This window comes from Rhizobium sp. SRI_017 (genome assembly GCF_057586295.1).
This window is the reverse complement of sequence record NZ_JBYCZP010000011.1, coordinates 1-20,320: the sequence shown is the minus strand read 5'-3', so window position 1 is coordinate 20,320 and position 20,320 is coordinate 1. Positions and strand designations below refer to the sequence as shown.

Genomic DNA, 20,320 nt, shown 5'->3' with positions numbered 1-20,320 from the left:
TCTGTCCTGCCGGACATCCCCTCCTCAACGGGGGAGATGTGATGCAGCACGGTTGCTGCCCCAAGACAGGCCTCAATGGTCGAGCGCCAATTGACCCATGAAGATCGATGAGCGAACCTCTTGCGAATCTCCCCCCTTGAGGGGGAGATGTCCGGCAGGACAGAGGGGGGTATCGCCACGACCAGCATCCCTCTCATTCCGCCGCCATCAGCATAGACTCTAGGGCTATCGATAGCTTCCCGTACTCGTTCCGCACGGGAATGGTCCGCACCTCGCCCTCGTCCGCACCAAGCGCCTTGCCGGTCTCCAGCGAGATCACCCAATTGTGCAGCGGGCAGGTCACGGCCGCGCCGTGGACGATGCCCTGGCTGAGCGGCCCGCCCTTGTGCGGGCAATGGTCCTCGATGGCGAAGACTTCGTTCTCGGCCGTGCGGAAGACGGCGATCTTGCCCTGAGGGGTCCTCACGCAGCGGGCGCCGCGCAGCGGGATGTCCGAAATGTCGCCGATGGCTACCCAGTTCATATCCATTTCCATTACTCAGCTGCCTCGGAATAGCCGACCGTCGCCATCGGCCGGAATTCGTGCTTGTCCTTGCCGGAGACGCGCTCCGACCAGGGATCGACCTGGGCGAATGACTGGCTGAAGACGAAGCGGTCGTAATAGGCACGGCGCTTCTCGTGGTCGGTCATGATCTGGCGGCGGATCTCGGCGAGGCCGATGCGCTTGGCCCATTTGTAGATGCGTTCGAGATAGCGGCCCTGCTCGCGATACATCTGGGTCAGCGCCACGATATGTTCGAGCGCCTCGTCCTCGGTCTTCACCAGACCGAGAACCTCGGTTCCCTTGATGTCGAGTCCGGCGGCGCCGGCGAAATGGATCTCGAAACCGGAGTCGACACAGATCACGCCGACATCCTTGCAGGTCGCCTCGGCACAGTTGCGCGGACAGCCGGACACCGCCATCTTCACTTTGGCCGGCGTCCAGGAACCCCACATGAAACGCTCGATGCGGATGCCGAGACCGGTCGAATCCTGCGTGCCGAAGCGGCACCAGTCCGAGCCGACGCAGGTCTTCACGGTCCTGAGGCCCTTGGCATAGGCCTGGCCGGAGACGAAACCGGCCTTGCCGAGATCGGCCCAGACGGCCGGCAGGTCTTCCTTCTCGATGCCGAGCAGATCGATGCGCTGGCCGCCGGTCACCTTGACCATCGGCACGTTGAACTTGTCGACCACGTCGGCAATGGCGCGCAACTCGCCCGAGTTGGTGACCCCGCCCCACATCCGCGGTACGACCGAATAGGTGCCGTCTTTCTGGATATTGGCGTGGACGCGCTCGTTGATGAAACGCGACTGGTAATCGTCGGCATATTCATCCGGCCAGTCGCAGACGAGGTAGTAATTGAGCGCCGGCCGGCACTTGGCGCAGCCGCACGAGGTCTTCCATTCCAGTTCCTGCATCACGGCCGGAATGGTCTTGAGCTCCTTGGCCATGATCAGGCGGCGGACATCGTCATGACCGAGATGGGTGCAACCGCACATCGGCTGGACGGCGGCGGGATTGTAGCTGTCGCCAAGCGTGATCGCCATCAATTGTTCAACGAGACCGGTGCAGGATCCGCACGAAGCGGATGCCTTGGTATGAGCCCTGACATCGTCAAGCGATGTCAGGCCCTTGGCAGTGATGGTCGAAGTAATCTTGCCCTTGCAGACGCCGTTGCAGCCGCAGATTTCCGCATCATCCGGCAAGGCTGCAACGGCCGCCATAGGGTCCAGGGGGGCGCCCCCCTGATAGGCCTGGCCGAAAATGAGGGTCTCGCGCATCTCGGAGATGTCGGTCGCCTTCTTCTTGAGATCATTGAACCAGGCGCCGTCGGATGTCTCGCCGTAGAGGACGGTTCCGATGATCCTGTCCTGCTTGATGATCAGCCGCTTGTAGACGCCGGCAGTGGCATCGCGCAGCACGATCTCCTCGCGATCGTCGCCATCGGCGAAGTCGCCGATCGAATAGAGATCAATGCCGGTGACCTTGAGCTTGGTCGGCGTATCCGAGTGAACGAAGACGGCGGATGTGTCGCCCGCGAGATGGCAGGCCGCGACGCGCGCCATCTCGTAAAGCGGCGCAACGAGGCCATAGACCTGGCCGCCGACTTCGGCGCATTCACCCAAGGCCATGATCCGGCCGTCCGACGTGGACATGCCATCATCGACGACGATGCCTCGGTTGACGGCGAGACCCGCGTCGCGGGCGAGCCCGACATTGGGACGGATGCCGACCGCCATGACGACCAGCGACGCCGGAATGATCGTGCCATCGGCGAGCTCGACACCTTCGACCTTGCCGTCGCCGACGATCGCCTTGGTGTTCGCCTTGGTCATTACCGTGATGCCGCGTTCCTCGACCGCCTTCTGCAGCAGATAACCGGCGGCAGGGTCGAGCTGGCGTTCCATCAGCGTCGGCATGACATGCAGCAGGGTGACGTCCATGCCACGGGCATTGAGGCCGGCCGCCGCTTCGAGGCCCAGCAAGCCGCCGCCAATCACCACCGCCTTTGCGCGGGATTGAGCTGCCAGCAGCATGGCCTGGACGTCGTCGAGATCGCGATAGCTGAGCACGCCCGGCATGTCGTGGCCCGGAACCGGGATGATGAAGGGAACCGAACCGGTAGCGATCACCAGCTTGTCGTAGCTTTCCGTGACGCCGTGATCCGAGGTCACCGTCCGCTTGTCCCGGTCGATCGAAACCACCTTGTGGCCCTTGTAGAGGGTCACGTTGTTTTCGATGTACCAGCCATCGCCGTGGATGACGATTTCCTCATAGGTCTTCTCGCCCGACAGCACCGGGGAGAGCATGATGCGGTCGTAATTGACCCGCGGCTCGGCGTTGAAGATCGTGACCTGGTACTGGCCCGGTGCCTTTTCGAAGAGGTTTTCCAGCATGCGGCCCGGCGCCATGCCGTTACCGATGATGACGAGTTTCTCGGTCATGGGTTACTCCGCGGCTTCGACGAAGCGGTGGCGCTCGTAGAGGAACTTGAGCACGGCTTCGCGGCATTTGAGGTAGGTGCGGTCCGAGGCGAGCTCGATCCGGTTGCGGGGTCGGGCGAGCGGGATGTCCAGCACCTCGCCGATATGGGCGGCCGGGCCGTTGGTCATCATCACGATCCGGTCGGAAAGCAGCACCGCCTCATCGACATCATGGGTGACCATGACCATCGTGTTGCCGAGGCGATGGTGGATCTCCATCACCGCGTCCTGGAGATGGGCGCGGGTCAGCGCGTCGAGCGCGCCGAAGGGCTCGTCGAGCAACAGGATCTTCGGCTCCATGGCGAGCGCCCGGGCGATGCCGACACGCTGCTTCATGCCGCCGGATATCTCCGCCGGGCGCTTGTCCTTGGCATGGCCCATCTGCACCAGGTCGAGATTGTGCATGATCCAGTCATGCCGCTCGGCTTTGGATTTCTTCGAGCCGAACACCTTGGTGACGGCAATGTTGACATTCTCATAGACCGTCAGCCAAGGCAGCAGGCTGTGGTTCTGGAACACCACCGCGCGTTCCGGCCCCGGCGCGTTGACCTCGCGGTTTTCGAGCAGCACTGCGCCGGTCGAGACACGGATCAGGCCAGCGATCAGATTGAGCAGCGTGGACTTGCCGCAGCCGGAATGGCCGATGATCGAGACGAATTCGCCCTTGCCGATGGTGAGGTTGATGTCGCGAAGGACTTCGGAACGGCTGCCGCCGCGATCGAAATGCTTGGCGATATGGTCGAGCTTGAGATAGGCCTGCATGATCGCCTCCTTTAGTTGGTCGCTGCGCCGCGGGTGATGAACCTGCCAACGGCCGAGACCAGCTTGTCGAGGATGAAGCCGGTGATGCCGATATAGGCGAGCGCCACGATGATGTCGGGCAGGCGCGAGGAATTCCACGCATCCCAGATGAAGAAGCCGATGCCGACGCCGCCGGTGAGCATTTCAGCCGCAACGATCGCGAGCCAAGAGAGGCCGATGCCGATGCGCAGGCCGGTGAAGATGTAGGGCGCCGCCGAGGGCAGCATGATCTTCCAGAAGAATTCGAGGTGGTTGAGCCTCAGCACCTGCGCGACGTTGCGGTAGTCTTGCGGAATATTGCGGACGCCGACGGCGGTGTTGATGATCACGGGCCAGATCGAAGTGATGAAGATCACGAAGATCGCCGAGGGATTGGAGTCCTGGAAGGCTGCGAGCGAGAGCGGCAGCCAGGCAAGCGGCGGCACGGTACGCAGCACCTGGAAGATCGGGTCAAGCCCGCGCATCACCCAGACCGACTGGCCGATGACCGCGCCGACAAGCACGCCGACGACGGCCGCAAGACCGAAGCCGTAAGCCACGCGCTGGAGCGAGACCAGCACCCGCCAGCCGAGCCCGATATCCTGCGAGCCCAGATCGAAGAAGGGAGAGGCGATCAGATCGTAGCTCTCTTCCCAGACCTGCGATGGCGGCGGCAAAGACGAGCCGGGCGCCGAACAGAGCATCTGCCAGACGCCCAGCAGGATGGCGAGGACGACGAGCGGCGGCAGAACCGCCTTTGCGACACCGGTGGCCATGGCCATGGCATCGAATTTCCGGGCCGGCCGTGGCGCCAGCGCCAACACCTTGCCTTGCGTCTGCGGCTTAGCGGCCAAAACAGGCTTTTCCTTGCGGGCGAGTGCAGTCATCATTCACTCCAGATGTTTCAGTCGGCCGGCGCGGGAAGACGCCGGCCGCGCGATATCAGGACGAGGCCTTGATCGTGAGGCTCTCAAGATAGGTGGCGGGGTTTTCGGGGTCGAAGACCTTGCCGTCGAAGAAGGTCTCCTTGCCGCGCGAAGCCGAGGCCGGGATGTCGGCGGCTGCGACGCCAAGATCCTTGGCCGCGCCGCGCCAGATGTCCTCGCGATTCACCTTGTCGACAAGACCCTTGATATCGGTGTCCGGCGTGAACTTACCCCAGCGGATGTTCTCGGCGAGGAACCACAGGTCGTGGCTCTTGAAGGGGTAGGACGCGTGATCCTCCCAAAACTTCATGTAGAGGTCGGTGCCGGTTTCGACCCGGCCGTTGCCGTAGTTGATGTCGCCCTTGAGGCGGCCGAGGATGTCCTTCGGCGGCACGTTGAACCACTGGCGCTTGCCGACGAGCTTGGCCATCTCCTCTTTGTTCTCCATCTTGTCGCACCATTGCTGGGCTTCCATGATGGCCATGAGGATCGCCTTGGCGGCGTTGGGGTTCTTCTCGACCCAGTCCGTGCGCATCGAGAAGGCCTTTTCCGGGTGGCGCTTCCAGATTTCGCCGGTCGAACAGGCGGTGAAGCCGATGCCCTGGTTGACGAGCTGCTCGTTCCACGGCTCGCCGACGCAGAAGGCGTCCATGTTGCCGACCTTCATGTTGGCGACCATCTGCGGCGGCGGTACGACGATGACCGAGACGTCCTTGTCCGGATCGATGCCGCCGGCAGCGAGCCAGTAGCGCATCCAGAGGTCATGCGTGCCGCCGGGGAAGGTGACGGCAACCTTGACCTCGCCGCCTGCGGCCTTCTTGGCCGCGAAGGCGGCCTTCAGCTTGGAGGAATCGAGACCGGCGCCGACCTCCGCATATTCCTTGGCAACCGAAATCGCCTGGCTGTCGAGGTTGAGTCGAGCGAGGATCGACATCGGCACCGGCACGTTGTTCTGCGTCACCTTGCCGGTCTGCATGAGATAGGGCATCGGGGTCAGGATATGCGCGCCGTCGATGCCGTTTGCCTCGCCGCCCAGCACGAGATTGTCGCGCGTGGCACCCCAGGAGGCTTGCTTGCCGACTTCCACGTCAGGCATGCCGTGCTTTTCGAACAGGCCCTTCTCCTTGGCGATGATGAGGGCTGCGGAGTCCGTCAGCGCGATGAAGCCGAGCTTGGCGCCGGTGACTTCGGGGCCCGAGGCCGCCGCAAATGCACCCGATGGGAAAGCAGCCTTCACCGCGCCAAGAAGTGCCACCGTGGCGCTGGTCTTGAGAAGGCTGCGGCGCGTGAGGCCGGCGGTCGTAATATTGGTCATCAAGCATCCCCTGTCGTTGCGGGCCTGGCCCGAAAACAAAAAAACGCCGCTCGGAGATTGCGCCTCGGGAATGGGAGGATCCCGGCTGCAATAACCTTGCGACGTCGTTGTCTGTGTGAAGCGCCTATGGCGCGCTCTACTGCCTGATCGCCATTGACCGGGCACCGACTGCTATGCAATAGGCGTGCCAGTTTCCAAATGGATCGCTAAATTACGGAATATGTTCGCCTATTTCGGAGAAGCGCGAGTTGCTCTGATTTTCATCATGCCGAATTTTTGCACGAACTTTGTGCCATGCAGCGATATCAAAGGCGAGAATTTGTGCAGAGCAGCAAGCAGCCGCTTACGCTTCGCCGGCCGGAAGGCGGACAGAAGAGGCGCTCTTGACCGGAAAAGCATCGACATAGGCAGGGATGGTGGATGGGTCGAAACCAAGGCCGTCCATGAACTGATCGTGTGCACGCTGATCCTTCGCCACCGCTGGCGCCGGCATCGCGCCATCGCCCAAGGCCTGCCGATAGAGATCGGGGCGATAGGCTGATGCCGCCTTCATCATCCCGTCCTCGGAATAGGCTACCTGCCCCCAGCGGATCATCTGGCTGTAGATCCAGAGTGCCTGATCGGGATCGGGATAATTGGCGTGGCCTTCATGGAAACGGAAATAGTGCTCGATGATCCGGCGGTTGCCTGATGCATCCAGGCCGAATTCACCCGACAGGACGTTGCGGATGATATGCACCGGAGCCGCGAGGTAGCGGCTCTCCGCCATCATCCCGGCCAGTGCGTCGTGGTTTTCGGGCAGGTCGCACCAACGCGCCGCCGCGTCGAGTGCCACGATCAGCCGCGAAACCGTTTCGGGATGTGTGGCCGCCCATTCGGGCCGCATGCCGATAACCTTCTCCGGCGCCGCGGGCCAGATATCCTGCTTGGCGGCGACGATGCGGCCGACGCCGCGCTCAGACGCCACCATGTTCCACGGCGCACCGACACAGAAGCCGTCGATCGCACCGGCCGCCAGGGCATCCGACGTCATCGGTGGCGGCACCACCACCAGCTTGACGTCCCGATCCGGATCGATGCCGCCAGCCGCCAGCCAGTAGCGGAACTCGTAATTGTGCGAGGAGAAGGGATAGGTCATGCCGAGAGTCGGCATCGGCTCGCCGGCAGCGCGCATCTCTCGGAGCACCAGCGCCAAGGCCTTGGCATTCTCCAGCGCACCGGCATGGACCTCCAACCCCGCCGCATCACGCATCCGCGTGTAAAGCCGCGTCGCGAGCGTGATCGCATTGCCACCCCGACCGAGCGAAAACGGGGTGATCGTCGGTGATGGGTTTGAGCCGAGCTCCAGCATCGCCGCCACAGGCATCGGCGACAGCATATGCGCGATATCGAACTGCCGGAAAGCGAGACGGTCGCGGACATTGGCCCAGGAGACATCCTTGACCAGAGTGAGTGCCAGCCCCTCGCGCGCTGCGAAACCGAATTCGGCCGCCGCGATCAGCACCGACGCATCGACCAGCGGGATGAAGCCGGCACGGATCGTCCGTGCGCCCTCGGATTGCACCATTGCGGGTGCGCCGAGATCGGCCTTGCCGGACGCGATCATTTCTGCTTTTACCATCGGATCCACCCCGCCCTCTCAGCGCATCAACAAGCCGGCCGCCGTGACGACGCTTTGCGCGATTTCGGATATTTTCTTCTTCTCGTTCATCGCCGTCTGGCGGAGCAGCGTGAACGCCTCCTCCTCCGACAGGCCTCGCATCTTCATCAATATTCCCTTGGCCCGCTCGATCGTCTTGCGCTCCTCGAGCGCCGATTTCGCCTCGGCCAGTTCCTGCCGCAGCTTGCTGAAGGCGTTGAAGCGGCTGACGGCCATATCCAGGATGGGCTTCACCCGCTCCTTCCTCAAGCCGTCGACCACATAGGCCGAAACGCCTGCCTCGACGGCAGCCTCGATCGAGGCCGTATCGGAGCGATCGACGAACATCGCGATCGGCCGCGCCACCGTGCGCGTCAGCTGGAAGAGATGCTCCATCATGTCGCGGTTCGGATTTTCGAGATCGATGACGATGACATCCGGCTCGGTGGCCTCGATAATGCGCGCGATACCATGGACCTCGTGCACGACGGTCACATTCTCATGGCCCGCCTCGCGTAATCCTTCCTCGATGATCGAGGCGCGGATTCGGTTCTCGTCGATAACCAGCACGTTGAGACTGCTAGGCTTCATTGACCGCTGCCACAGTTTCGGGAAAAGCGGATCGCCAAGGCGTGATACCGCACCGCAATATGCATGCGCAAAAGCCGATAGGAAATCAAGTGGCACGGTCCAGGCGCCACAATACCGCTCGATCCGCCTGCAATTGCGCAAACCAGCGGGAGACTCTATCCCGGGAGTTGGGCGGACGCATGGCCGTCTGCGCCGCGGGAGCAAGCATGGCAGATCAGAAAAAGACCGTCTCGGCCGAGTCCGGACGGATCATCCAGACCATCCGCAACCTCTGGCCCTATATGTGGCCGGCGGACCGGACGGATCTGAAGCTGCGCGTGCTCTGGGCGACGGTCTTTCTTGTTCTTTCCAAGATCGTGCTGCTCTCGGTCCCATATTTCTTCAAATGGTCGACCGATGCGCTGAGCGGCAAGCTCGACGCCGGCGACAGCGTGGCCGCCTTCGCCATGGCCGTACTGACGCTGGTCGCCGCCTACAACATCGCCCGCATCATCCAGGCCGGCTTCAACCAGTTGCGCGACACGCTCTTTGCCAGTGTCGGCCAGCATGCCGTCCGCCAGCTCTCGCTCAAGACCTTCCTGCATCTGCACCAGCTGTCGCTACGCTTTCATCTCGAACGCCGCACGGGCGGCCTGACGCGCGTCATCGAGCGTGGCACCAAGGGCATCGAGTCGATCGTCCGCTTCGTCATTCTCAACACCGTCCCGACGATCATCGAATTCGCCATGACCGCGGCCATCCTCGCCTGGACCTATGGCTGGGCCTATCTCGCCGTCGCCGCGCTGACGGTCATGGCCTATGTCTGGTTCACCATCCGCGCCAGCCACTGGCGCATCGACATCCGCCGCAGTATGAATGCGTCGGACGCCGAGGCCAATTACAAGGCGATCGACTCGCTGCTCAATTTCGAAACCGTCAAATATTTCGGCAACGAGGAGATGGAGGCGCGGCGCTTCGACCAGTCGATGGCGGCTTATGAGAAATCCGCGACCAAGGTCTGGACCTCGCAGGGTCTGCTGAATTTCGGCCAGATGGTGATCTTCAGCCTCGGCATGATGGCGATGATGATCATGTCGGCGCTGGCGATCCGCACGGGCACCCAGACGGTCGGCGACTTCGTCTTCATCAATGTGCTGCTGATGCAGCTCGCCGCTCCCCTCGCCGTCGTCGGCTTCATCTATAGCGAAGTCCGCCAGGGCATCGCCAATATCGAGCAGATGTTCGACCTGCTCGACATGGACGCCGAGATATCGGACACATCAGGTGCCACCGACCTCATCGTCACTTCAGCCGCCATCGCCTTCAAGGACGTCCACTTCGCCTACGACCCGAAGCGTCCGATCCTGAAAGGCATCAGCTTCGACGTCCCCGCCGGCCATACCGTCGCCGTCGTCGGCCCCTCCGGCGCCGGCAAATCGACCATCTCCCGCCTGCTCTACCGTTTCTACGACATCCAGGAGGGCGCCATCACCATCGACGGCCAGGACGTGCGCAGCGTTACCCAGAAAAGCCTCCGCGCTGCCATCGGCATGGTCCCCCAGGACACGGTGCTGTTCAACGACACGATCGCCTACAACATCCGCTACGGCCGACCGGGCGCCGCACAGGAAGACATCGAGGCGGCCGCCCGTATCGCCCAGGTCGACAGCTTCATCCGCAGCCTGCCGGACGGCTACAACGCAACTGTCGGCGAGCGCGGCCTGAAACTCTCCGGCGGCGAGAAGCAACGCGTCGCCATCGCCCGCACCATCCTCAAATCCCCACCGATCCTGATCCTCGACGAAGCAACCTCGGCGCTCGACACCCGCACCGAACAGGAGATCCAGACCGCTCTCGATGAAGTCTCGAAAAACCGCACCACCCTGGTCATCGCCCACCGCCTGTCGACCGTGGTCAACGCGGATGAGATCATCGTGCTCAAGGACGGATTGATCGCAGAGCGCGGCAGGCATGACGAACTGCTGGTGCTGGGCGGGCTCTATGCCTCGATGTGGAGCCGGCAGAGGGAAGCGAGCGAGGCCGAGGAGCATCTGAAGGAAATCCAGGCGCGGTCGCCGGCGCGTTGAATGCCGTCCTGCAGCGAACTACGCAAGCGCTCGGGCATTTCCGCCTCTGCTGCGCACTCGCCTTACGGCTGATCCAGTGTCTGGTCGACCCGGCCTCGTCAATTAGGGCATCGAGTTCGGTGCCACCGGCGCTGCTCATCGATGCCTCTGCGCGAAGAGCGATCTCGGCATCGCCCATATCGGCGAAATCATCGCCACGCAGCTCGACCTCGATGCGTTCGTCGTTTGCGACGACGAATCCGAGGCGAACTGGCACGGCCAGAAATCCAGGAACGACGTCGCCATCGTCACCCGTAGCCAGGATCCGATCGAAACGCGCAGGGGATTACCAGGGGATCCGGATGACGGTCCCAAGATTAACCCGGCAAGGATCGATCCTGTCCGCCCAGCGATATGCTGCCATTCTCCGTCAACTGGCCGTTGGCGAAGATCTTGAAACTGCCCGCGTCGCCGCGCTCGACTTTGATTTCGTAGCGATGATCATCAACATTGATGACGGCTTCAAATCCAGGCCAGGCATCCGGCAATACCGGCTCCACCACGATCCGGTCGCCCTGCTTCCTGATGCCGAGAATTGCTTCCACGGCCGTCCGGTAGAGCCAGCCTGCAGACCCAGTATACCATGTCCAGCCACCCCTGCCCGTTCGATCCGCAGCGCCATAGATGTCGGCCGCAACGACATAGGGCTCGACCCGGTACTGCTCGGCATCGTCTTGCGTGAGTGCATGGTTGATCGGGTTGAGAAGCGAGAAGGCTCGATAAGCCTCATTGCCGCGACCCATGCGGGCCAAGGCATAGGCGACCCAGATCGCAGCATGGGTATATTGCCCGCCATTCTCTCGAACGCCCGGCGGATAGCTCTTGATATAGCCGGGATCCTTGTCGGAGTTCTCGAATGGCGGCGTGAAGAGTCGAATGATCTTCGCCTCCTCGTCAATTAGCTTCTCCGCAACACTGGCCATCGCGATCTCGCGCCGGCCGGGATCGCCCGCGCCGGAGATCACGCTCCAGCTCTGGGCAATGGAGTCGATCTGGCACTCCTCGCTGTCCTTCGATCCGAGGGGCGAGCCGTCGTCGAAATAGCCGCGGCGATACCATTCACCATCCCAGGCATTTGCTTCCAGTGCGGCGCCCAGTTCCCTTCGATGCTTGGCCCATGTCTTTGCGTGCGAGGCATCGTTCCGCCCCTCCGCAATCGGGATCATCCTATCCAAGGTCAATGCCAGGAACCAGCCGAGCCAGGTGCTCTCGCCCTTGCCCTCCGTGCCGACCCTGTTCATTCCATCGTTCCAGTCGCCACCAAGGATGAGTGGCAGGCCGTGCTCACCAGTACGGGCGACTGCCAGGTCCAATGCCTTCGCGCAATGCTCATACAGGCTCACCTTCTCCTCGGAAATTTCCGGCGGGAAGAAGGACTCGTGCTTGTCTCCGAGCTCAGGCCCCTTGAGGAAGGCGATTTCCTCGTCGAGCAAAGTCGCATCGCCGGTCACCGAGAGGTAGAGCGATATGGCGTAGCCCAGCCAGACAACATCATCCGAAATCAGCGTGCGGACGCCCGCTCCCGATTTCGGCAGCCACCAATGCTGGACATCCCCCTCGGGAAACTGCCGGCTGGCGGCATTGATGATCTGCGCGCGGGCCAGGCTCGGATCGTGCAGCATCAAGGCCAAAGTATCCTGCAGCTGGTCGCGGAAACCGAACGCACCCGATGCCTGATAGAAGGCACTGCGCGCCCGGATGCGGCAGGCGAGGTTCTGATAGGGCAGCCATGTATTGACCATTCGGTCGAAGGCCGGGTCCGGGGTCGACACTTGGAGCGTACCGAGGAACTTTTCCCACTCCTCTTGTGCTTGCTCCTTTTCCCGCTCGAAGCCACCGTCGAGGAGGGCCTTGATCAGTGGCACTGCATCCATCTCAGTTTCGACATCGCCGAGCACAAATGTGACTTCCTCGGTCCCGCCACTCTTGACGGTGATATCCACGGCGAGTGCGGCACAGGGATCGCCCGAACTCTCGACCGAATTGGAAAGTCCGTGTCCGAACATCACGGCGGACGGCTCAAACGTGTCGCTTTGCCCTGACAGAAATTCCCCTCGCGCAGCGGTGTAGGACTGGAGGGGTCGGTTGACCGCCAGGAAGGACGTGCGATTGCTGTTGTCGATGGAGAACGGATTCTGGGCCATGAGACCGTTGATGGCAGGCTCATGCCAATTTCTGACATAGGGCGCGGTTCTTGCCCTGTTGTTGCCAAGCACCCATTCGGCGTAGGCGTAGACACGCAGTCTGCGCTCTTGCTCGGTCTTGTTGGTAATCCGCAGCCGCATCAACTTGGCGGGATCCTTTGCCGCCACGATTTGCGTCATTTCCAGTTCAAGCCCCCTGTCCTCACTGCGGAAGACGGAGCGACCGGGACCATGACGGACCTCATAGGTCGCTTCCCCGTTCTTCGCCAAGGCGGCAAAAGGCGAGAAGACCTCATGACTGCCGATGTCATGGACATAGAACGCCTCGCTGGGTCGGTTGACCACAGTGTCGTTTGACCACGGGGTCAGTTGGTAGTCTCTCGAATTGGAGCTCCAGGTAAAGGCGGCACCCTCGGCGGAAATATGGAAGCCGAATGAGCCATTCGAAATGACGTTGATCCACGGATGAGGCGTCGATGTGCCGGCGCGAAGCCGGATGACATAGTCGCGGCTTGCGGGATCAAAGCCGCCATAGCCATTCCAGAACAGGAGATCGGAGCCATCGATCGGGAAGATATCATTCTGATTGGCCGCAACCCCGGCCGTCCTGGCAACCGGCTTGGACCTCGAGGAAGCCCCGCCCACCTTGATACGATCGAGATTTTCCGCGTCGTCCTGTGTCATGCGCTCGAGACGGTCGATCTGTTCCGATATCGAGCCGTTCCTGGTGTGAAGAACGATGCGCGCGGCGCTGACAAGAGCCTCATAAGTCGCGGGCTCCATCAAGTCCCGTCGAACCGAGAATATGTGCTGCGCAGGCCCCGAGGCCAAGCCGCGCCGGCGCGCGTTGTCGCACATGAAGTCGATCGCGTGCTGGACATCCTGTGCGTAGGACGATGCGCGTTCGTTTATGATGACGAGATCGGAGATCACACCTCGCGCGCGCAAATATTCCTGCATGCGGAATGCCTTCTGGATGATGGCAAGATCCCCTTCGTCGTCGATGCGCAGGGCAAAGATCGGGAAGTCGCCCGAGATAGACATCGGCCACAATGAGGACTGCGGTGCGGTCACGACATTGCCGGGCGTCTGCGTCTGCCGCAGCCGCGTGTCAGGATAGACCAGATATGATGCAACCCTTTGAAAGAGCAGTGCTTCGGCATGGGTCGTGTCGAGATGGCGCATCTGCACCTGTGATCGCGTCCAGGCATGCTGTGCTTCGTGATCGAAGTTCTCGGCATGCCGATAGCGCGCAACCTGGTCTTCCAGCACGGTACGGTTCGGCGCGGCGATCGTCCAATAGATGATCGTTGCTTCCTTGCCGGCGGGAACCCGGATTGTCTTGCGAAGCGAAAAGATCGGATCGAGCGTGAAACCCTGGTTGCCTTCCAGCCTGGCACCGCGATCGAAAGCGCGGGCATCGCAAAGCTGCCGGCCGCGGCCGATAAAGGCCCGTCGATCTGTCTCGGCCTGGATGGGCGCCCGACTGGCGCCTCCGACGATAAGATGGGCAACCTCGATGTCCGGCTCATCGTGATTGCGCTTGTTGCGGCGCGCGAAGATGACGTCGCCACGCTCGCCAATTTCCGTCTTGATGAACATTTTCGAGAAGGCAGGATGCGCGGTGTCGCTGTCGGCCGAAGACAGCACAAATTCACCGTAGGACGTTACTTCGATCTGGCGATCGATAGGACCTGTATTCGTGATCGTCAGCCGACGCCCCTCGGCATCGGCCTCGGTGGCCACAATACATTCGAGCTTGGTCCTGATCGTCCCGGCCGACTTGACGAATTCCGCCTTCTCGTCGGTCAGAACAGCGCGGGCCTCCTCTCCAGCGAGGGGTCTAGGCCCCGGCGCGGCAGACCACCATTCGCCGGACTTGGTATCGCGGAGGAAGATATGCGTGCCCCAATCATCGACAGTGGGGTCGGCGCGCCATCGCGTTACGGCAAGGCCGTTCCACATCGCATATCCCGAACCTGCCGCCGTGAGCATGATCGAATAATGGCCGTTCGACATGACGGAGATCGAGCGCGGTCGGCGCAGCGGGTCATCGATCACCCTGTATTTCTGCGCGCCGAGGCGCTCGGTCACTTCGGTCAATGGCTCCCCTGCATCCGGCGTACGAACCGGGATGGCAGCGCGAGGAGCCTTCTCCTGCAGCAGCAGTTCGGCCGCCTCGATGACGGGATCGGCATGAAAGCGGTCTCGGAGCCTGCCATTGAGGATGGCGTTGCCAATCGCGGTGATCGACATGCCCTGGTGATGGGCCATATAGTTATGCACCACGGCGTAAGACTTGCCTTCGGGGAGACGCGATCCCGTGAAATCCACGGCATCGTAGTAGCCATAGACGCCCAGCGCGCCGAAGGCGTTTAGCCTTGCCAGATTGACCACCGCCTCGCGTGGCTTGAACTGGCTGGCGAGCAGGCTGGCATAGGGGGCGATGACGACATTGTTGCCGAGGTCGCGCTTCAGGCCCAAACCGGGGACGCCGAAATTGTGGTACTGGTAGTTCATCTCCCTGTCGCGCGCGTGATAGGCGGATTCAGAGACACCCCACGGAATGCCAAGCGATTTCCCATAGCTGATCTGCCGCTCGATCGAGAGATTGTCGGACTGGTTGAGAATGCCACCCTGCCGCTCATGCATGACGACCGGTGGCATCAGATATTCGAACATCGAACCTGACCACGATACGAGCGTTGCCCTGCCGCCAACCACGGTGACCGGCCGGCCCAGTCGGAACCAATGCTCGCTCGGAACATCGCCCTTGGCGATGGCAAACAGGCTGGTCAGCCGCGCCTCGGAAGCAAGCAGGTCGTAGCAGGATTCATCCATCTTGTTCTCGTCCGCACGATAGCCGATCGAGAACAGCCGCCGTTCCCTATTGAAGAGAAATCCAAAGTCCATCCCGAATGCGAGCGCCCGGGCGCGCTCTCCGAGAGCAGCCAGACGAGCACACAAGGCGTCCTGACCGGCCCGATCGAAGACAGCATCCGCGAAATGGGCTTCACAATTCTTGTGCAGGTGCTGAGACCATTCCACCAGGAGGGCGGTGGAGGCGCTTCCGATCTCCCTGTCCAAGTCCCCGGCAAAGCCTTCGATCTCACTGGCAACGACCGAGAGACCGATTGTGCGCACGGGTGCCAATTCCGGCTCGGCCAGATAGCTGTTCAGGGTTTTATCAAAGCCCTCGACGCGCTCCTCGAGGCGGCGCCTCAAGGGACGGATGCTGCGACGGTCGTCGGGAATCTCCGCAAGCGTTTCGCGCACGACGCGCGCGGAGTCGCCAATTCCACGAACGTCGCCAATCAGGTGGGTGGCGACACCTGCAGACCACTCCTTCAAGGTCGACGAAACGACAATGAGATGACCCGCGAGATTGCCACTGTCGACCGCGGAGACATATTGCGGATGCATCACCCTCAGGTCCCGGGTGTCATACCAGTTGAAGAGATGGCCCCGGAATTTCTCCATCTTCTCGACCGTTTCGATGGTGCGCTGCAGCCGATCGACGCAATCGAGAAAGCCAATCCATCCCATGTCACGCGCCGTAACCGTGGAGAGCATGTAGAGGCCGATATTCGTCGGAGACGTCCGAGCCGCCACAAACGGCTCCGGACGTTCCTGGAAATTGTCGGGGGGTAGAAAGTTGTGCTCGGCGGTCACAAAGCTTTCGAAAAAGCGCCAGGTGCGACGGCCCACGACCCGCAAGGCCAGGGCATCAGATTCGGAGACATGGAGACGGTCTTCATTCTCCAATGTCTGGCTCGTCCACCACGCAAGCGCCGGCGCGATGATCCAGATCAGGCCAATGACTGCGGCGGAATATGCGTTGGCCGGATTGGAGATCAGAACGATCGCAATGAAACCAAGGCCTATGATGGGAGACACCCACATTAGGCCAAAGTGCCGGCCGAACCCGCTTGTATTCGCCGCGCCGACCTGCTGGGCTGTCCGCCATTCGAGCAGGCTCGCCCGGCTGACATACATGCGATGCAAGCTGCGGCCGATGGCATCGAGCATTAGCCCCGCGGTATGGGCCATGAAGGCAACACTCAGGGCGATCTGAGCCATCATGCCGGTAAAGTCTTCGAGCACGGCGCGCGCGTGGCTGTCGGGTGCAACGCCCACCTGCCTCGGGACGACACCGCTGATCATCGAAACGACCGGCGCGACGAACATTGTGGCGATCAGGATGAGTTGCCACGCGGCGGCGTGACCCGGCCCAAGAAGGCACCAGCCCAGAAGTGATGCGACGATCCATGCAGCGGGCGTCAGTGAGCGGCGGAGATTGTCCATCATCTTGAAGCGCGACAAGGATGTCACGCCCGCGTTCAAGCCGATGATAAAGGGCAGGAGCTGCCAGTCGCCGCGCGTCCACCGATGTTGCCGCGAGGCTTCGACTTCGTAGCGCACGGGGAAATCCTCGACGAAGGCAATATCCGTCACCAGGGCGCTACGCGCGAAAGAGCCTTCGAGCAGGTCGTGGCTGAGTACGGTGTTTTCCTCGATTCGTCCCTCAAGCGCTGCTTCGAACGCGTCAACATGATAGAGGCCTTTCCCGGTAAACGAGCCCTCGTCGAACAGATCCTGGTAGATATCGGAAACCGCGAAGACGTAAGGGTCCAATCCCCGGTCGCGGGAGAAGATGCGCTGGAAGACGGACGCCTCGTCACCCGTCGTCAGCGACGGCGTGATGCGGGGTTGAAGAATGCCGTAACCTTCGGCAACGCGATGGGTGACGGGATCGAACACTGGAGCATTCAGCGGATGCGCGAGTTTGCCGATCAGTGTCCGCGCCGAGTCGCGCGGCAACCGCGTGTCGGAATCCAGCGTCAGCACATACTGGATGTTCTCTGGCAATGGCGCGGCGGGATCGAAGAACGTCGTGTCATGGTCGCCGCGCAAGAGAAGATTGAGCTCATGAAGTTTGCCCCGCTTGCGCTCCCAGCCCATCCAGCACGCTTCTGATGGATTGTAGAGCCTGCGGCGATGAACCAGGAAGAAGCGCCGCGGACCCGCCGCCGCATATTTCAGGGCCACCTCATCGATTTCCGACTGGGCAAAGTTGAGCAGCTCACGATCGTTTGGTGCCTCCTCGGTGGGACTATCTGCCCAATCGGTCACCAGCGCGAAAAAAATCTCCTGGTCGGGATTGGCAAGATAATGAACTTCAAGGTTTCGCACCAATGCGCTGATCGTATCGCGGTTCGAGATCAGGCAGGGAATTGCGACAAGTGCCCTGGCTTCCGCTGGGACTCCCGACTTGAATTCATATCCGGGCAGGTATGAGGGCGGCAGCACAGAATTCATGACTGCGCGGTAGAGCGCAGTCGAGGCTTCCCACGCAGGCAGGACCAGCGCCACGATCATGAAGGCGATCCCCGTCGCTCCCAAGAGCGTCGTCGACAGGACCCACCCAACCGAAATCAGGATGAGCGCCGTCAGGGCGAGAATGGGCAGGACCAGTGCAGCAAGCCCTGCACTTCGGATGCCGCGATAAAGCCGGTCGGCAAGTTTTCTGCGATAGGAAGCGGCTTCCTCCAATTGAGGAATGCCTTTGCCGGCGAGATAGAAGCCGACATTATCCCGACGAGCATCGCCCGATCTGCTACCGACGGACATCTCCAGGGCGAGATTGGCGACCTCCAGTTCCGACTTCGGAGAACGACGGGCAATACGCTCGATCTCCGTTCGATAATAGTTTCGTGTTCGCGGATCGAGATCGGCAAAGTCGGACGCGTCACGAAGCGCGACATCAACCTTCGAAATATCCTCGAACCACACGGCCCAATCGAAGTCGTCGATGCGCTTGAGGCTGCGAATGATATTGCCGACGGTCAGGTTCCCGGTCGAGATCCTGGTGTGCTCGAGCACGATGACCTCTTCGGCGTCGCAGTTCCGGTCTTCCAGGGCTTCCTCGAGCCAGCTCAACGCTTCGGAAGCTGCTCCGGAGTCTTCCCGAAGACGGTAGAGCAACTGTGCGGAGAAACTGTCGTCGGCCGTATATTGCCGATGATTTTGAAGAGCAGTGTGAAGATTTGCTTCCTTGCGATCCGAAGAGAGAAAATCGGCAAACCGGCTGGCCTTGTCCCGCATGCGCCGCGACACATCGACCCGGTCGGAAAGACGGCGAAGGTTTTCGAGGAGTACGTAGCGGAGGATGGCCGGGATGGCCCAGATCTCCCCGATCGTAAGCGTCTCGATTTCCTGGAAGCCCTCCACAATTGCGGTGAGCGTGTCAGGTGTGAAGGTGCTGTCGGTGTGCGCTGCATAGTCCCATGTCAGCGCGAACGTCCTGGGAAGGTGCCCGCCGTTTTCCACTTCCATTTCGGGAAGCTGCCGAAAGAACTTCACCGGCAGGTCTCGCCTGACCTGCCGAAAGGTTTCCTTGACGGTGTGATGGTGATCGAGCAGCCATTCTGCCGCTGGCGTGATCAACTCCTTGCGCCGGGAGGCTTCGGCAATGGCCTCGTAGTTTTCGAGGATAGCCCGCTCGTTCTCGGCCAGGCGGCCTGGATAACGCAATCCAAAGAAGCCAATCAGCGTGGTCTGTTTCTGTGACGCGAGCTGGCGGCCAAGGACGGCGAGCTCGTCTGCAGTCTGAAAACTGGTTCGAATAGGTGATTTCGAATCGATAATCTCGGCGTCCGAGTTCGAACGCCGTTTAGCCTGACTATGAATATTCATGTGCCTCGCCCGCGCGACAAGTATGTCGATATGAACGCGGTCTGCAGCGGAATAGTTCCGGATTTGCGATGACGATCCCAAGAGTCGCGGCAGCCAAATTCAGGGCGGCCCCAGATCTCGCGCACTTACACCAGCAAGCAGGAGATAGACTGATCGACAACTCGTCTTGACGAACAAATCAAGATCCAAGCCATGGACGAATGTGAAGCGATAGGAGGGCGGACTGCCTTCCTAGGTCAAACAATATTGCGAAGACTAACAATTAAAAAACATGATGGCGGAGAGGGTGTCCGTTTCGCCAACAGTACATCCACCGTAAGTGATTGATTTTTAAGAAAGAAAAATTTCACCCTGCGGCAGTTTTTGCAGCAGTATTTGCAGCAAGGGGCAAGCGCCATTCAGCGACCGCCAACAAACATTGCGGCAGTCCGCAGCGATGCCGTGACTTCGCCACGCGTCCCATGGTGTTTCAGGACGTCTCAAGATATCGATCCACGCTCGGAGACTCGCGTGAACACATCTCCGGACATCCGCCAAAATTTACGCGACTGCGCTCTAAATATTTGATTTCACATACTAATATTTTTCATGCGCGGCGCAGCCCCGTAGCAAAAACCGTAGCAAAAACATCATCGTTCTTCACTTCTTCGACCTCTTTTTCATGCTGCGATTGCGAAATCCGGACCATCAACTAAAAGTCTTGGCATGACTTGGAGAGCTATCATCCTTACGTTCTTTCTCCTTGGTGTTCTGACATTCGGCCTTGAACACCCTTGGTTGGTGGCTTGATTCTCCGCGGCCTTCATTGCTTGCATGCTCTTGCTCGCATTCCATCCACGCGGTCGCTGAATAAATCGCCACTGGCGGAGTTCTACTTCCCGCCTTCCGATCAGGATCGTGCCAAGCGTTGTGAGCCAAGTTTCTCACCAAGTAGGTAATACCTGAGGTTTTCTCCGCTGGGGCGGACGGCAAAACCAGGGCTCCTACCCGATCGACGGCTTCCGACGTAGCGCAGCGAGAAGCGGAAATTCGAATTACGGATCCATTTTTGGTCGTCTTCGAAACAATCACGGCTCTACCCAGGCTCGGTGGGTTGAAGC

General features: G+C 60.9%; 10 protein-coding genes and 1 pseudogene. 2 read left to right on the top strand and 9 right to left on the bottom strand.

The window, feature by feature from the left end:
* Positions 1-193: 193 nt before the first annotated feature.
* The 7 genes from nirD to AC2YI2_RS22150 all read right to left on the bottom strand — a co-directional run bounded on the left by nirD (position 194) and on the right by AC2YI2_RS22150 (position 8,275).
* Positions 194-529, bottom strand: coding sequence for a nitrite reductase small subunit NirD (gene nirD, locus AC2YI2_RS22180; RefSeq protein WP_487388876.1), 336 nt, complete (start codon positions 527-529; stop codon positions 194-196).
* A gap of 5 nt (positions 530-534) precedes the next feature.
* Positions 535-2,985 (bottom strand): nitrite reductase large subunit NirB, encoded by a 2,451-nt coding sequence (gene nirB / locus AC2YI2_RS22175; RefSeq protein ID WP_487388675.1) that lies wholly within the window; start codon positions 2,983-2,985, stop codon positions 535-537.
* 3 nt (positions 2,986-2,988) lie between these two features.
* On the bottom strand, positions 2,989-3,786 hold the full coding sequence (locus tag AC2YI2_RS22170; RefSeq protein ID WP_487388674.1) for an ABC transporter ATP-binding protein: 798 nt from the start codon (positions 3,784-3,786) through the stop codon (positions 2,989-2,991).
* An 11-nt stretch (positions 3,787-3,797) separates the two neighbouring features.
* Positions 3,798-4,691: a nitrate ABC transporter permease gene (gene ntrB / locus AC2YI2_RS22165; RefSeq protein ID WP_487388673.1), complete on the bottom strand. Its 894-nt coding sequence runs from the start codon at positions 4,689-4,691 to the stop codon at positions 3,798-3,800.
* Positions 4,692-4,746: 55 nt separating this feature from the next.
* Positions 4,747-6,045: a CmpA/NrtA family ABC transporter substrate-binding protein gene (locus tag AC2YI2_RS22160; RefSeq protein WP_487388672.1), complete on the bottom strand. Its 1,299-nt coding sequence runs from the start codon at positions 6,043-6,045 to the stop codon at positions 4,747-4,749.
* 343 nt (positions 6,046-6,388) lie between these two features.
* Positions 6,389-7,675: a CmpA/NrtA family ABC transporter substrate-binding protein gene (locus AC2YI2_RS22155; protein ID WP_487388671.1), complete on the bottom strand. Its 1,287-nt coding sequence runs from the start codon at positions 7,673-7,675 to the stop codon at positions 6,389-6,391.
* A 9-nt stretch (positions 7,676-7,684) separates the two neighbouring features.
* Positions 7,685-8,275, bottom strand: coding sequence for an ANTAR domain-containing response regulator (locus AC2YI2_RS22150; protein WP_487388670.1), 591 nt, complete (start codon positions 8,273-8,275; stop codon positions 7,685-7,687).
* Positions 8,276-8,481: 206 nt separating this feature from the next.
* On the opposite strand from AC2YI2_RS22150, the gene AC2YI2_RS22145 reads away from it, so the two are divergent.
* The gene (locus AC2YI2_RS22145; RefSeq protein ID WP_487388669.1) at positions 8,482-10,341 is read left to right on the top strand and encodes an ABCB family ABC transporter ATP-binding protein/permease; all 1,860 of its coding nucleotides are present in this window, start codon (positions 8,482-8,484) and stop codon (positions 10,339-10,341) included.
* 244 nt (positions 10,342-10,585) lie between these two features.
* A pseudogene (locus AC2YI2_RS22140) lies at positions 10,586-10,687 on the top strand (exodeoxyribonuclease III); the annotation flags it as partial.
* Positions 10,688-10,697: 10 nt separating this feature from the next.
* Here AC2YI2_RS22140 and AC2YI2_RS22135 read toward each other — a convergent pair.
* Positions 10,698-19,220, bottom strand: a complete 8,523-nt coding sequence (locus AC2YI2_RS22135; protein WP_487388668.1) for a glycoside hydrolase family 94 protein — start codon at positions 19,218-19,220, stop codon at positions 10,698-10,700.
* A 687-nt stretch (positions 19,221-19,907) separates the two neighbouring features.
* A partial coding sequence (locus AC2YI2_RS22130; RefSeq protein WP_487388667.1) for a hypothetical protein occupies positions 19,908-20,320 on the bottom strand: 413 nt, incomplete at its 5' end.

Bases quoted from the DNA above. Each gene is read 5' to 3' on its own strand.
- AC2YI2_RS22145 (WP_487388669.1), top strand. From the start codon at position 8,482: ATGGCAGATCAGAAAAAGACCGTCTCGGCCGAGTCCGGACGGATCATC.
- ntrB (WP_487388673.1), bottom strand. From the start codon at position 4,691: ATGACTGCACTCGCCCGCAAGGAAAAGCCTGTTTTGGCCGCTAAGCCG.
- AC2YI2_RS22170 (WP_487388674.1), bottom strand. From the start codon at position 3,786: ATGCAGGCCTATCTCAAGCTCGACCATATCGCCAAGCATTTCGATCGC.
- nirB (WP_487388675.1), bottom strand. From the start codon at position 2,985: ATGACCGAGAAACTCGTCATCATCGGTAACGGCATGGCGCCGGGCCGC.
- nirD (WP_487388876.1), bottom strand. From the start codon at position 529: ATGGATATGAACTGGGTAGCCATCGGCGACATTTCGGACATCCCGCTG.
- AC2YI2_RS22135 (WP_487388668.1), bottom strand. From the start codon at position 19,220: ATGAATATTCATAGTCAGGCTAAACGGCGTTCGAACTCGGACGCCGAG.
- AC2YI2_RS22160 (WP_487388672.1), bottom strand. From the start codon at position 6,045: ATGACCAATATTACGACCGCCGGCCTCACGCGCCGCAGCCTTCTCAAG.
- AC2YI2_RS22150 (WP_487388670.1), bottom strand. From the start codon at position 8,275: ATGAAGCCTAGCAGTCTCAACGTGCTGGTTATCGACGAGAACCGAATC.